Origin of the sequence: Maribellus mangrovi (assembly GCF_037646455.1) — a bacterium.
GTDB classification, from domain to species: domain Bacteria; phylum Bacteroidota; class Bacteroidia; order Bacteroidales; family Prolixibacteraceae; genus Draconibacterium; species Draconibacterium mangrovi_A.
In genome coordinates this window covers 60,480-75,216 of record NZ_JBBIXN010000001.1, presented here as the reverse complement: position 1 = coordinate 75,216, position 14,737 = coordinate 60,480, and the positions used below count along the sequence as shown (strand labels likewise).

At 40.9% G+C, this 14,737-nt stretch carries 9 protein-coding genes; 4 read left to right on the top strand and 5 right to left on the bottom strand.

All coding sequences use genetic code 11. From position 1 onward, the window contains the following. Positions 1 to 2 precede the first annotated feature (2 nt). The 3 genes from WFY05_RS00255 to WFY05_RS00245 all read left to right on the top strand — a co-directional run bounded on the left by WFY05_RS00255 (position 3) and on the right by WFY05_RS00245 (position 5,014). Positions 3 to 1,730: a RagB/SusD family nutrient uptake outer membrane protein gene (locus WFY05_RS00255; protein WP_340110687.1), complete on the top strand. Its 1,728-nt coding sequence runs from the start codon at positions 3 to 5 to the stop codon at positions 1,728 to 1,730. A 108-nt stretch (positions 1,731 to 1,838) separates the two neighbouring features. Further along, entirely contained in the window at positions 1,839 to 3,380 is a 1,542-nt protein-coding gene (locus WFY05_RS00250; protein ID WP_340110686.1) for a sulfatase family protein, read from the top strand. A 53-nt stretch (positions 3,381 to 3,433) separates the two neighbouring features. Then, positions 3,434 to 5,014, top strand: coding sequence for a beta-N-acetylhexosaminidase (locus WFY05_RS00245; RefSeq protein ID WP_340110685.1), 1,581 nt, complete (start codon positions 3,434 to 3,436; stop codon positions 5,012 to 5,014). Between the two features lie 225 nt (positions 5,015 to 5,239). Here the strand turns inward: WFY05_RS00245 and WFY05_RS00240 are convergent, their stop codons facing one another. Continuing rightward, complete coding sequence (locus WFY05_RS00240; protein ID WP_340110684.1) at positions 5,240 to 6,640, bottom strand: alpha-L-fucosidase; 1,401 nt, start codon at positions 6,638 to 6,640, stop codon at positions 5,240 to 5,242. 30 nt (positions 6,641 to 6,670) lie between these two features. Continuing rightward, positions 6,671 to 8,080 carry a sulfatase family protein gene (locus WFY05_RS00235; protein WP_340110683.1) on the bottom strand — a complete coding sequence of 470 codons (1,410 nt, stop codon included), beginning with the start codon at positions 8,078 to 8,080 and terminating at the stop codon, positions 6,671 to 6,673. Positions 8,081 to 8,674: 594 nt separating this feature from the next. Here WFY05_RS00235 and WFY05_RS00230 point away from each other — a divergent pair. Beyond that, entirely contained in the window at positions 8,675 to 10,507 is a 1,833-nt protein-coding gene (locus WFY05_RS00230; RefSeq protein ID WP_340110682.1) for an arylsulfatase, read from the top strand. A gap of 261 nt (positions 10,508 to 10,768) precedes the next feature. On the opposite strand, the gene WFY05_RS00225 is transcribed toward WFY05_RS00230, so the two are convergent. Genes WFY05_RS00225 through WFY05_RS00215 form a run of 3 tightly spaced genes read right to left on the bottom strand, consistent with a single transcriptional unit; the run spans position 10,769 to position 14,493 of the window. After that, on the bottom strand, positions 10,769 to 11,956 hold the full coding sequence (locus WFY05_RS00225; RefSeq protein WP_340110681.1) for a glycoside hydrolase family 88 protein: 1,188 nt from the start codon (positions 11,954 to 11,956) through the stop codon (positions 10,769 to 10,771). Between the two features lie 36 nt (positions 11,957 to 11,992). Further along, positions 11,993 to 12,835 (bottom strand): sialate O-acetylesterase, encoded by an 843-nt coding sequence (locus tag WFY05_RS00220; protein ID WP_340110680.1) that lies wholly within the window; start codon positions 12,833 to 12,835, stop codon positions 11,993 to 11,995. Positions 12,836 to 12,849: 14 nt separating this feature from the next. Next, entirely contained in the window at positions 12,850 to 14,493 is a 1,644-nt protein-coding gene (locus WFY05_RS00215) for an alpha-L-fucosidase (protein ID WP_340110679.1), read from the bottom strand. Positions 14,494 to 14,737: the final 244 nt, after the last annotated feature.

The window sequence follows — 14,737 nt, the reverse complement described above, 5'->3', positions numbered from 1 at the left end:
AAATGAAAAAAATATTTATATACCTATTTATAGGTTTCATGGCATTTGGGTGTACTGATGTACTTGATAAGTATCCCTTAGATGAAATTACAGAGGATTCGTATTGGAAAACTTCAACGGATATGGAGTTGTATCTAAACCAGTTTTATACAAAATTCAGAAAATTAACAGCGGGTTGGTCGTTAGGAGTATATGAGTCTGAAACGAACAGCGATAACATGCAGCCGGCAACACCCAATTCAACCTTAAACGGACAGCGTTCTGTTCCTGCTTCTGGCGGTGGATGGTCATGGGGCGACATACGTAAGATTAACTATTTTATTGAGAATGCTGAAAATGTAACAGATGGTTTGGAAGCTGATATAAAACACTATAAAGGAGAAGGTCGATTCTTTAGGGCAATGTTTTATTTTAGTAAAGTTAGTTCATTTGGAGCAGTTCCCTGGTACGACAAAGTTCTGAACATCGAGTCGGAAGAATTGTATGCGCCAAGAATACCGAGGGATCAGATTGTTGATAAAATCATTGAGGATCTGGATGTCGCAATTGATCTAATGAAAGAAAAGAGTGAGGTGCCGGAACACAGGTTGCACAGAGGAATTGCTTTATTGTTGAAAGCCAGGGTCTGTTTATTTGAAGGTACCTGGGAAAAATATCATGAAGGTACCGAATTTGGTGTTCAAGGCTCAGATGGAACAAAATATTTGCAATTAGCTGTTGCAGCAACAGAAGAATTGATGCAGGGACCATATGGCATCTATTCAACAGGAGATACGGAAAATGACTATTGGAAACTTTTTAACAGAATTGATCACAGTAGTACTGCCGAAGTTATGATGTGGCAAGAGTGTAATCCAGAATTAGGAACTGGTCACGGTGCTCAGCAATATCTTAATGGAATGGGGGGAAATCAATCAGGTATTACCAAACAGTTAGTTGATCAATATTTGTGTGCAGATGGTCTTCCTATAAGCCTAAGCCCTATGTATAAAGGGGACAGCACTTTGCTGCAAACGGTTGAAGGACGCGATCCTCGTTTAACACAATCAGTTTGGGTTCCCGGACAATTACAATCTGATGCAGGAATTTATTTCCAATACCCAACAATTGCTGAGTCTGCTGCTCAAAATAGTACAACTGGCTATATGGTAAGAAAAGGTTCTACTACCGATGCAAGTCAACAACAGAGTGGTGGTACTTCTGACTATGCAAAAACTGCCGGGATTGTATATCGATATGCAGAAGCACTTTTAATTTTCGCAGAAGCCAAGGCTGAACTTGGTACATTATCTCAAACTGATTTGGATAATTCAATCAACTTACTTCGTGCCAGGGCAGGAATGCCAGCATTAGATTTGAATGTTGGTTTTACAGATCCTAACTGGGAATTCCCAAACCTGAGTCCTATTATTAACGAAATAAGACGCGAACGTAGAGTTGAATTAGCATTGGAAGGATTCCGCCTTGAAGACCTGAGGCGTTGGAGGGCACATGATATTTTTAAAGGAAAGAGGTTAAAAGGTGCACGTTTTATTCAGGGAGTTTCATTCCCGGAGATTGAAAATTTGTTAGGTGGAGTTTTGGTAGATGATGATAGATATATAGACAGGGATAAGGTTACGATGCCAAATGGATATGGATTTGTTGTAAACAGAGATTATCTGTCTCCTATTCCTACCAACGAGCTGACTTTAAATCCAAACCTGGTTCAAAATCCGGGGTGGGAATAAAAATATACAGTCTTTAGATAGTCTAGTTTGCATAGATTAATTGGGGGGGAAATTCTCCTCCCCTTTTATATTTTTTGAGCAGAAAAATAAATTAGAAACTCAATTTTTATGAAAAAGAATACATTAAAGATAGTAGGAATACTACTGCTTCAGTTTCTTTTTTTCGCCTGCCAGGTAAAAGAAAAGCCAATTGAACATCCAAACATTCTGTTTATAATGACTGATGATCATTCCTACCAGACGATCAGCGCTTATAGTGATAAATTGATTCAGACACCCAACCTCGATAGAATAGCCGAAGAAGGAGTAATCTTTCACAACAGTTTTGTGGGAAACAGCATTTGTGCACCAAGCCGTGCAACTATGCTCACCGGTAAACACACCCATAAAAACGGACAAATAAACAATGCCGTAACTTTTGATGGGAGCCAAGTAACCTTTCCAAAGCTTTTAAAAACAGCTGGTTACCAAACTGCGTTGATTGGTAAATGGCATTTAAAAAGTGATCCGACAGGTTTCGACTATTGGAATATTTTACCGGGACAAGGACAATACTATAATCCCGATTTTATTGAAATGGGAGAGAAGAAACAATACGAAGGTTATTGTACAAACCTTACTACCGATTTTGCCATCAATTGGCTCAAAAATCGTGATAAGAATAAACCTTTTTGTTTGCTTTTACACCACAAAGCACCTCACCGAACATGGGAACCCGATACAGCTAATTTTGATGAATTTAAAGATAAAGTTTACCCGGTTCCTGAAAATTTCTTTGATAATTATGACGGAAGAAGGGCCGCCAAAGAACAACACTTAAGCATTCGATCCACAGATATGGATCTTCGCTACGACCTGAAAATGCAAGATAAACATATCGTATCCAGATTCCCGAATAGAGACCATACCAAACGGATGAACGAACAACAGAAAAAAGCATGGAATGCGTATTATAATCCTATAAAGGAAGATTTTCTGGAGCAAAAACTCAACGGAAATGATTTATATCTCTGGAAATACCAGAGGTATATGCGAGACTACCTGGCTTGCATTAGATCGGTAGATGAAAATGTGGGACGTGTACTTGACTACCTCAAAGAGAATGGACTGGACAAAAATACATTGATAGTCTACACCTCCGATCAGGGATTTTACATGGGAGAGCATGGCTGGTTTGATAAGCGGTTTATGTATGAGGAATCTTTGCGAACTCCGCTTTTGATGCACCTTCCTGAGGGATACTCTACCAGGGGTGATATAACACAACTAGTGCAAAACATCGACTATGCACCTACCTTTCTCGATTTTGCAGGTGTAGATATTCCTTCCTCTATTCAGGGACGCTCACTGAAACCGCTCTTAATTGACAACGTTGATCCTGAATGGCGCGACGCCATCTATTATCACTATTATGAATTCCCCAATGAACATATGGTGAAACGGCATTACGGAATCCGGACGAATCGGTATAAACTTATACATTTTTACAACGATATAGATGAGTGGGAACTGTATGATTTGGAAAACGACCCACAAGAGATGAATAACCTGATCGATTCTGATGATCATATGGAACTGATTGACAGCCTCAAAACGGAACTCATTCGTTTGCAAGAAAAATACGATGATACTGACCGCTCTACATACTGAAAAGAGTAAAAATCAGAAAACAACAAGTTACGTGGATTAACAAATAACTTGATATGAGGGGAAAAGTACTTTTTGTAATTTTTATTTTTCAGGTATTGCTGGCAAATGGTCAATCAATACAGATTATTCCGTCACCTGCTAATTGTGAATTGAAAAATGGATCTTTTCTTCATGTAAAGTCCTGGGTTGTTCAGTGTGAAAATGGCAGCGAAAAAGTATTCAATCAATTTGCCGATCAGATAAAAAATATTGGGATCGATCTTCCTTTTCAGAAGGGGACAGGTAAGTTTGTCAATCTTTATCTTAGATGTGCCCAAGAAGACCTGGAGGGTGAAGAATACAGGATTAGTGTGGATTCTGATAAAACCATAATTGAATCTTCTGATGAGGTTGGCATGTTCTATGCTCTTCAAACTTTGGTACAACTGGCAGGGATAAAGACAGCAGAGAACAACAAAATTAAAATACCTGAAAGCACGATTATTGATAAGCCACGGTTTGGATGGAGAGGTTTTATGCTTGACGAATCGCGTCACTTCTTTGGAAAAGAAAAAGTGAAGCAGCTTTTGGATTGGATGGCATTTTATAAGCTAAACGTGTTTCACTGGCACCTTACAGATGTACAGGGATGGCGAATTGAGATAAAAAAATTTCCATTATTGACAGAAGTTGGTGGAGTTGGAAATTATTCAAATCCTGATGGTCCTGCACAATACTACACGCAGGAGGACATTAAAGAAATCGTTCAGTATGCAAGTGAGCGTTTCATTGAAGTAATCCCGGAGATTGACATGCCAGGACATGCGACGGCAGCTAACAAAGCCTATCCTGAATATTCCGGTGGAGGATCGGAGCGATGGCCAGAGTTTACTTTTAATCCGGGTAACGAAAACACCTATAAATTTCTGACTGACATACTGCGTGAAGTAACGGAGTTGTTCCCTTCCCAATATATTCATCTGGGTGGCGATGAAGTGCATTTCGGGAATGAGCAATGGAAGACTGATTCGCTTGTTCAGGTATTGATGAAGAAGCATGAGTTTGAAAATCTCACACAGGTCGAGTTCTATTTTATTACAAGGATGGCTGATAGCGTTTCCTCTTTAAATAAAACACTGATTGGGTGGGATGAAATAATCAGTGCCGGAGTATCACCTGAGCAATGCAGAGTGATGTGGTGGAGGCACAATAAGCCGGAACAATTGATGCAGGGTTTAAAGAGTGGTTATAAAACCATAATGTGCCCTCGAATTCCATTTTACTTTGATTTTGTTCAGGATTCAACCCATACATCAGGACGTAGGTGGAAAGGAGATTTTGTGACATTAGCCAGTATACTTGATTTTAGCAAGACGTATCGGAACCCTTTGAATCAATATCCATCCTTGATCGCTGGAGTACAGGCTAATTTATGGTCCGAAAGGATTCATAGCGACGAACGACTCGATTTTATGACTTTTCCTCGGATTGCTGCATTGGCAGAGATTGCATGGACAGATAAACCTAAGGTGGATTACAAGGAGTTTGTTTTCAGACTACAACCTTTTCTTCAACTCTATAAAAAGCAAGGTATATCTTACTTTAATCCTGAAAACAGAGACGAGACACCTGAAGTTAAAGGTATTGTACCATAAATTTTATCAAATATGAAGTGTGATTAGTAGGACATTTACTTACTGAGATTATTGAATTTTCAATGATGATTAGCTTGAGAAAACATCTGTATTTTTTATTGATAATTAAGTCTTGTTGCTGTATCCGTGTCGACGGTTCAGAACCACTTTGTGAAACAGTGTCTCTTTTTATCAGGAACTGATTTCTATCCTAATTTCTCCGATTTTTAAATGATCAGTAAAAAGTTATTTTGTAACACTTCCTTTCACCGTGAGCTTAATCACGCTGGCGATTTTATCAGGCGCTTCCTTTGGCAAACTAATGCTAACTCCATCTTTGGTAGTTTTCGCCTTTAATTTTTTCCCGTTTGCCAATAATGTAACAGATACCACTTTATTCTTCATATCCGGTAATGCCAGTTGTCCGTTTTCAGGCCAGTCAAATACCGAAAGATACAGAATTGTTTTGCCTTTTTCTTCTTTTTTCGTGCAGCGACCCCATGGCAACAATCCAAACGGACTGGCTTGTGTTCCATAAATCGCTTCCCCATTCACTTCCATCCAGTCTCCAATTTCTTTCAATCGTTCAATGCTGGCCTCCGGGAATGTACCGTCCGGTTTCGGGCCAATATTCAACAGGTAATTGCCACCTTTCGATACGATATCAACCAGGTTGCGGATCAATGTTTCAGTCGATTTCCAGTCGTGGTCGGATGTCCGGTATCCCCAGGTGTGGTTCATGGTCATACAGGTTTCCCAGTTTTGGCCCTTCAAATCATCCTGGTCCGGAATCCGCTGTTCCGGTGTTTTTGTGTCGCCGGGAAAATCTGGCTTTTTTAAACGGTCGTTCGTAATAATATTGGGTTGAAGTGCCAGTTGTGCCTGTAGTTTTGTGGCTGCTTCTTTCGTCATATTTGTCGGGGTATCCCACCACAGTACAGAAACGGGGCCGTAATTCGACAACAACTCATGCACCTGCGGAACAGCTACACGATCGATGTATTCTTCGAACGTAGCTGTCTCCTGGGCCGGGTCCCAGTGCCCCTTATGTTCTTTGGTATAAGCATCGATGGTTACCGCATTGGGGTTATCCCAACCATCTTTCATTGGTCTGCGGGCAACTGCCCCACCCGGGTTGTTCCAGTCCTGTGCCTGCGAATAGTAAAATCCCAGACGGACGTCGTATTTTTTGCAGGCTGCAACCAAGGATTTCAGCAGATCTTTCCCCCATTTTGTGGCATCGACTACATTCCATTTGCTAGCCTTGCTGTCAAACAAAGCAAATCCGTCGTGATGCTTGGCAGTAATCACAATGTATTTCATCCCGGCATCTTTGGCCATTTTCACCCAGGCATCCGGATCATAATTCACCGGATTGAAATCTTTGGCCCGTTCCTGGTATTCTGCAACCGGGATTTTACACCGGTTCATAATCCATTCGGCACCACCTTTCGCCTGTTCATGCCCGTGATAATTACCGGCCCACATGGAATAAACACCCCAGTGAATGAACATCCCGAATTTGGCCTCGTGCCACCATTTCAGGCGCTCTTTATCAGAAAGTTTTTTAACATTCGCGTTTCCCTGCGAAAAGCCGGCTCCTGCAGTAAAAACAAGGAGCATTAGAAAAAGAAATATTTTTTTCATATCATCTTAAATTTATTTTTTGTCAAAATTTTATTCCCATCCGCCATCAAAGTCATCCTGGTATTCCCTGCACCAATTCTGTAGAATATCTCGTAGTTCTGCTATTCTTTTTGAACAGTCTTTCTTTCCCGAAAGATCATTCATTTCCCCCGGATCATTTTTCAGGTTAAAATATTGTTCCTTCTTCTTACCTCTATTGTACAGAATATATTTGTCATCTGCAGTAACCACAGCTCGTCCGGCCACGCCCGATGATTGAACTCCGGAAGCAAATAAGGTTTCAACAACCAGGTAATCGCGCCAGTCAGCTTTTTTGTCATTTATTAACTGAAGCACACTCCTGCCTTTTAATCCGGACTGTGCCACCTGTTCTTCGGCGCCGGCGTAATCGAGTATGGTAGGGATCAGGTCCTGGCCGGTCGAGACCAGGTGGATGCTGTCGGTTTCGTTTTTATATTTTCCAAACCACGAAACAATGAAAGGGACATTCACCACTTCTTCATACAAGATCTGTTTTTGGTTCCACCGATGGCTGGCATCGCCATCGCCATGATCGCTGGCAAAAATGATAACTGTATTTTCCAGCTTATGGAACTTGCGCAAGCTTGCAATTATCCGCGTGATATAGGAATCAACCGTTTCGGTAAGCCTGTCATATGCCCATCGGTATTGCCTCCATCGGTCTGGCCCCCAGTCTCCGGTTGGATATGCCTTCCATGATTCACTTTGAACTTTTCTTAAAATATCCGGTTCATTCTCAGGAATCTCAAAATTCGCAGGCAACTGTGGGCAGTCTTCAGGAGCCGGAGGCGTTGCCAGGTAATCCTGCCTCAACTGATCACCTCTTGCCCATTCGCAAATATCGTGTGGGTTGGTAAACGAGGCCACAAGAAGAAAAGGCTGCTTTCCCGGTTTTTTTAAAAACTCATAACAATCGTAAGGAATGGAAGCATCGGCATAATCGTTATAAACCTTTTCAACCATGTAATCAAATCCGTGAACATTCTTTTCTTTGCTCGAAACCGGGAGATGCCATTTCCCCACATATCCTGTCCGGTACCCGACCTTTTTCATCATTTTTCCCATCATGGGCAAATCTTCCGACCAGTAATCCGGGATTGTCTTTAAATTATACATTGCCTTTACCTCATGAGGCATTCTACCGGTAAACATCGATGAACGGGAAGGCACACATAAAGGCTGGGCACAATAAGCCCGTGTAAAACGAATTCCATGAGTCGCTAAAGAATCCATAGCAGGTGTTTTCAAACCGGAATTTCCTGCACAACTCATCTCTTTTGCCGTTTGCTGGTCGGTCAGAATGATTAGAATATTCGGGTGGCTGCCTGCTTTCGACACAGCCTGTGCCGGCAATATTCCCCCTATTATTAATGTTATTCCCAATAACAAAACTGTTCGTACAGAATTGAAATGTTCCACGGTGTTAATTATTTTGATTAAAATATCGTCTTTCTATTTCAAGAATGCGTCCTGTGGCACCCGGTCATTTATGTAAATAAACAGAATTTTATATTCCTACCGGGCTTTCAATTGTAAAGTAAAACGAATTGAAATAAAGGCAATAGGACAGCTGATTTTTTATTTTCACAGCGTTTGATTTTAAGAGTCCAAACTATATCACAGTCTTCGGCTGAGATTGTATTTTTCGTTCGAAGAAAGCCCCAAAATGTTCTTTGTTCAATTCAGGTTAGCTACCCACTGCCCAGGTTAAAAAAATTCAATACGGGAGTAATGAAAAAGGCGAATAAATGGATGAATTTTAAGACTCTAAATCTTATATTTACTACGCTTTTTACCTGTTTAGCAGGTATTGCTTGCAGTTATCGAATAGCCAACGGGAAATTAAATCTAAGATTCGTCAAAACCAGTTTGTTTAATCCCGAATTGGGATAAAATGTCCACAGGACATGAACAATTTGACAGCCGGGAGGCAAGGTAGCAAGGGGCAAAACGTCACAATGTGCTATCTGAAAAGATTTAATTGCTTCAAGAGTAAATAAACAATATAAACACATGAAAAATAAACAATCTATAATACGTTTGACACACGTATGCTCAATGATTCTTTTGTCTTTTTTTAGCATGGTATCTGCTATTCCTGCAGCCGCACAACAACCCAACGTAATTATTGTCCTGACCGACGACCAGGGATACGGAGATTTAGGCTGTTTAGGAAATCCCCATATTAAAACACCCGGTATCGATAATTTTTACAAGCAGTCGGTACGGTTTACAAATTATCATGTTTCCCCAACATGTGCCCCCACTCGTTCTGCACTGATGACAGGCCGTTATACCGACCGGTTAAACTGTTTTCACACCATTGTCGGACGTTCGCAGTTGTTTAAAGACGAAACTGTTATTGCACAGGTTTTTGCCCAAAACGGATACAAAACAGCCATGTTTGGCAAGTGGCATCTTGGAGACAATTACCCATTCCGGCCCGAAGACCGTGGGTTCCAGGAAGTAGTACGCTTAGGAGGTGGCGGAATTACACAAGGACCCGATTACTGGGGAAACGATTATTTCGACGACACCTACTGGCACAACAGTGTACCCGAGAAATACAAAGGATATTGCACCGATGTATTCTTTGAGAATGCCATCAATTTTATTGAAAACCATAAAGAAGCGCCCTTTTTTGTATATCTCGCTACTAATGCTCCCCACGGGCCGCTTTTTGTTCCTGAAAAATATTATAACATCTACAAAAACGAAGATTCGATTACCGACAACCAGAAGCGATTCTACGGGATGATAAGCAACATCGATGATAATTTTCAACGATTGGATTATGAACTTGAAAAGCTGAACCTGAAAGACAATACCATTGTAATTTTTATGACTGATAACGGTACAGCCACCGGCATTCATTATCAAAACGGGAAAGCTTACGGTTACGATGGAAATATGCGCGGCAAAAAAGGCAGCGAATATGAAGGCGGTCACAGGGTACCGTTTTTTATCCGGTGGCCCGGAGCTTCGATTGAAGGTGGCCGGGATATTAACCAGCTGACAGCTCATATCGATGTTTTTCCTACGCTCATCGACTTGTGCGGTCTTAAATTTGTTCCGCTAAAATCCCTCGACGGTACAAGTTTGAAACCTTTACTGGAAGGCAAAAGCGACTATTGGCCAGAGCGAAGTATTATTACCGATTCGCAACGTGAACAAAACCTGGTTGAATGGCGAAAATCTTCGGTTATGGATGATACCTGGCGACTGGTAGATGGAAAAGAACTTTATAACATCCAAACAGATCCGAAGCAAACCGACAACCTGTCTGCCCAATACCCTGACAAAGTAAAACTATTTCGCATGAGTTACGAGAAGTGGTGGCAGTCGATTGTAGATGAAGGTGTGAACGAAAAATATACATATATACAAGTGGGAACGCCATATGAAAATCCGACAAGGATAAGCGCACACGATATGCATACCGGTTTTTGGGGTCGTATATGGCATCAGTATGCTGCCCTCGAGGCGGCTCCGGGATCAGGGGTTTTTAAAATTGAATTTGCTACCGCCGGAACTTATAAAATCAGTTTATGCCGTTACCCCCGGGAAAGCGGGCTGGCATTTAACGAGATATTTCCAGGCATAAAACCCACTCTCGAAGTGAATTACCCGATGCCTCCAAGCAAAAATGTAAATATGCAAAAAGCGGTGTTGTATGTAGGCGACCACGAAGGATTAACAAAGAAAATAAACCCCGGTGATAAAGAAGAAACCTTTACGGTTTACATGCAGAAAGGCAAATATGATTTGGAAGCAAGACTTTATGACGCTGAAAATCATATTTATCCGGCTTATTATATTTATATCGAAAAAAGCGAAAATCCCTGATCGGTTTCCGCTTACTCCGGCAATCAGAGACAGGCGATTTCCAATCGCCTGATATATTAAGCCCCTTAGAAGTTCTAACTTCTTAGGGGATGGAGCTATTAGCATAACTTTACTCTTTATATATTCATATTTTACCTGTCAAAAACAGCTAACCTGATTGGATAAACGAAGGTTCGTATATATAAATACGCCTCTAAACAGATTAAAGGCGCATTCATTTTATTATCTATTTTCAATCTAGCTATAAACGGAAAATCTCTTTTATTTTTCTTCCAGTTTATTTTTTCTTAGAAGCGCTTCCAGAAAATAATAATCGGCATACACCAAAGGTACATCCACTTCCGAATTTTTAGGGTTATTGCCTGTTGAATGCAGTAACAGAAATCCGCCGTTTGTTTTAGTTTCTGCCAGATACGATTTGGAAGACAGGGATTTCATAATCCGATCTGCAAAAGTTGTGAATTGCTTACCATCCGGCACATATCCCGATAACTCGTAAAGTGCGCTGGCTATAATAGCCGCGGCAGAAGCGTCTCTCGGTGCATCCGGTATTCCGGGATCATTAAAATCCCAGTACGGAACCAAATCTTCCGGCATGTGCGGATGGTTCATAATAAATGACGCAATTCCCTGTGCCTGGCTCAAAAACTCAGTCATGCCTGTTTCGCGGTAAGCCATGGTGTAACCATACAATCCCCATGCCTGCCCCCTTGCCCAGGCCGATTCATTTGCAAAGCCCTGGTGGGTTACTTTTCCCAGCACTCTCCCTGAAAGGGTATCGTAGTCAACCACATGATAACTACTGTAATCTTTTCGGAAATGATTCTTCAGGGTTGTTTGTGCATGCCGGATGGCAACATGGCTAAAAAGTGTATCGCCGGTTTCTTTGGCAGCCCGGAATAACAGTTCCAGGTTCATCATATTATCGATAATGACCGGATAGGTCCACTTTTTATTATCCCACGATTTTATACATCCGACTTTCTCGTTAAAACGTGAACACAGTGTTCTGGCCGACTGGATTAATACATTCCGGTATGTGCTGTCGTTGGTAATCCTGTAACCGTTGCCATAACTGCAATACATCCGAAAACCAATATCGTGGTCGTGCCCGTTAAATTGCTCCTGTTCCAAAAGACCGGTATATTCTTTCGCTTTTGACAACCAGTATGAGTCACCGGTTAACTGGTACATATACCATAATTCTCCGGGGAAAAATCCACTGGTCCAATCACTGCTGGCTACTAATTTGGGATCACCGGATTTCGCTACGGTCCTGGGAGAGGTCAGGTTTGGATGATTCTCGCTCAACTGATCTGCCCCTGAAACTAAAAATTTCAACTGTTTGCCACATGTGTCGATCAGTTTGGTCTGTTGCTCCTTTTGTACCGAAGTACAGCCCATTACAAGAGCCAGTATGAATAACAGGTTAATATAGTTTTGCTTCATTAGTTTGATTTTAAATGGTACAGTTTTCTGCAGACACTATTTATCTTTTTCGCCGAAATGAACGACTTTCACGAATTGCTCACCAAACCTTTTTCCCAACTCCAATTGTCCCTCGGTGTTATAATGAACATTGTCATTCCCTTTGCTCAATCCATTGGTCTCGATTAACCAGGCATTTGGAACTTCCTGCGCAATTTGTTTTTGTGCAGCATTTACTTTCTCCAAATATTTAAACTTCGGCTGTTGCGGATTTACTTTGGCAAAAAGCACCGGTAAATCAGGTTGATCAAAATCTTTTCTGACTCTTTCGATCAGCTTTTTGAAATTATCGAAGTATTCATTAGACGTCTGTTCATATTTTGAGTCTGACTCTCCCTGCATCCAGAGAAAAGCGACTACTTCGATATTGTTTTTACTAGCAATACTGTCGTTGAATATGGATTTAAATTTTTTGTACACACTCCCAAATTGCGGATTCCCGGTAATTTTTGCTTTTTCAGGATCATAGTCAGGAGCCCAGTCGTACATAGATGCACCACCTATCGCATATTTGTAAATAATGAAATCCTTTTTCGGGTAATGTTCTGCCAATACTTTGGTAAGTCCTTTTTCAGGGCCAAAAGATTTTGGTGCTTTTCTCAGAGAATGTGAATACCCGAAATTTATATATTTTATGTTATCATATTTCACAGGGCCGACCAGCTCACTCAGTTTACCATGCCCTAGCATATTCGATTGCCCCCCCATTAATACTACATAACATTTCTTATTGTGTTTTGATTTTTCTGACTTTTCGACTTTAGGATTGGACGAAAAACTATTTCCGGCTCCTATCAAAACGAGAAATAATACAACTGTTAAAATTTCTATTTTCTTCATAATTCACGCTAATATTACTTATAATAACTTGATATCATTTCGCCTTTCACCACCAGTTTCGGGTGTTTCACAATGGCTTTAAACTGATAACTTGCTCCTTTAGCCAGGCCTGGAACTTTAATTTCGAAATTACCTTCCTTATTGACCGGGATAAAATCAGTCCTGCCCCATTCGGTATGATAAAGATCTTCGACAAATCCTGCATCTTCTTTGTATTCTACACCTGCCATCAGGTTATTTGAACCTCCATTGTCAACCAGTTTACCGGTAACGATCATCTCTCCGTTCACCTCTTTCACATCAACCGTTTTCACCACCGGAGGCACACATGATGGTTTTACATTTTCGAGTTTAACCACGATCGGGTTCGGCCATTTGGCATTGTTGTACATACGCTGCGCCCTTTCAACTGAAATTTTCAATCCGTTCTCTGTTTGTTCAAAACGTGGAGTAGGATCGTTATCGGGTTGATATTCCGATACCCTGCCATTATGTCCCAACACTGATATTTTTGTATCCCGGGTTGCTTCCACCGAACCGATTACAAAACTTTTACGAGAACCTCTTTTCCAGTTGGGCATATCGGTAATGTAGGCATACACCGTATTTTTATCTTTCTTTTTCGAGAACCAGATGTTGTCTTCGTTGGTAACAATCCATGGACGAACGCTGTCTACCGCTTCGTGGTTTACAAAGTACCAGGCGGCAATATTACGCAGGTAATCTTCTTCGGTAATACTCATCGAGCCGTCCGGGCGGGGACCAAGGTTCATTAATAACGAACCTCCTTTTGACCTTACTTCAATCAGCATTTTAATCACCTGTCCCGGCGTTTTCAATTCATCGTCGTAAGGTTTGTATTGCCATTGTGTGCCCAGTGTTACACACGACTCCCAGGGTTTATCGGAAGCTACAGAACTTAATTTCTGTTCCGGCGTTGATATAGCTCCACGGGTAATTAACAAGTCGGGTTGTAAGTCCCAAAATACTTTTTTGGCTACATCTTTCGGCTTTCCGTCGATAAACATCACGTCAATCGGTCCGTAGTTGGTCATCAACTCTGTGCACTGGCGGGTTACATAATCGTCAAAAGCTGCTTTTTGTTCATCCGTAAATACCTGTTTTTTTCTTCTGATTTCCATCCCATGTTTTTCCATAAAAAGAAAATCCTCGGGCGAATAATAAAGACCGACTTTTAAACCAGCTTTTCTTACCCCTTCTACATATTCTTTGAGCAGGTCCTTCCCGTATGGGGTATTCATTATATTGAAATCAGTGGTTTTTGTATTCCACATGCAAAATCCCGAATGGTGTTTGGTTGTGAACACAATGTATTTCATCCCGGCCAGTTTGGCAAGGGTGGCAATTTTGTACGCGTCAAATTCCGAAGGATTAAACGTTTTGGGCAATTCATTGAAAAAACGATTTTTGTAATCGTCGGAAGCCCCGACCAGGGAATGGCTGATTACAACTCCCAACTGGCTGTCCATGCCAAAATGAATAAACATCCCGAACCCGGCATCTTTCAGCCACTCCAGCTTTTCAGGTTTATTCCTGTTACCAGAACTGGCTTCTGCATCCTCGGCAATTTGTGCGAAAGAATTTGCTGAAAATAAAACCAATAGTAAAATGATGATAAAATTGTACGATTTTTTCATGTGATTTAAATTAAATGTTTTTTCAATGTTCTTTGTGCTGTTTGCCCCAAACAAAAGGTATTTCATACGATTAAAGTTGTTTATTTATAGGTATCGTATGGAACCCGCACTTGTTTTAATTATCCTTTTGGATGTAATTATTTTACATGCTCGTTTCATATAAATTATTTTATTCGTAATTAGCAATCCAATTACAATCCGAAAATAACGGAATCATTTCATAGTGAAATATCTTTTTTGTTCA

Excerpts from the sequence above, each read along its gene's own strand:
- WFY05_RS00215 (WP_340110679.1), bottom strand. The coding sequence starts at position 14,493 with ATGAAAAAATCGTACAATTTTATCATCATTTTACTATTGGTTTTATTT.
- WFY05_RS00230 (WP_340110682.1), top strand. The coding sequence starts at position 8,675 with ATGAAAAATAAACAATCTATAATACGTTTGACACACGTATGCTCAATG.
- WFY05_RS00220 (WP_340110680.1), bottom strand. The coding sequence starts at position 12,835 with ATGAAGAAAATAGAAATTTTAACAGTTGTATTATTTCTCGTTTTGATA.
- WFY05_RS00255 (WP_340110687.1), top strand. The coding sequence starts at position 3 with ATGAAAAAAATATTTATATACCTATTTATAGGTTTCATGGCATTTGGG.
- WFY05_RS00240 (WP_340110684.1), bottom strand. The coding sequence starts at position 6,640 with ATGAAAAAAATATTTCTTTTTCTAATGCTCCTTGTTTTTACTGCAGGA.
- WFY05_RS00225 (WP_340110681.1), bottom strand. The coding sequence starts at position 11,956 with ATGAAGCAAAACTATATTAACCTGTTATTCATACTGGCTCTTGTAATG.
- WFY05_RS00250 (WP_340110686.1), top strand. The coding sequence starts at position 1,839 with ATGAAAAAGAATACATTAAAGATAGTAGGAATACTACTGCTTCAGTTT.
- WFY05_RS00245 (WP_340110685.1), top strand. The coding sequence starts at position 3,434 with ATGAGGGGAAAAGTACTTTTTGTAATTTTTATTTTTCAGGTATTGCTG.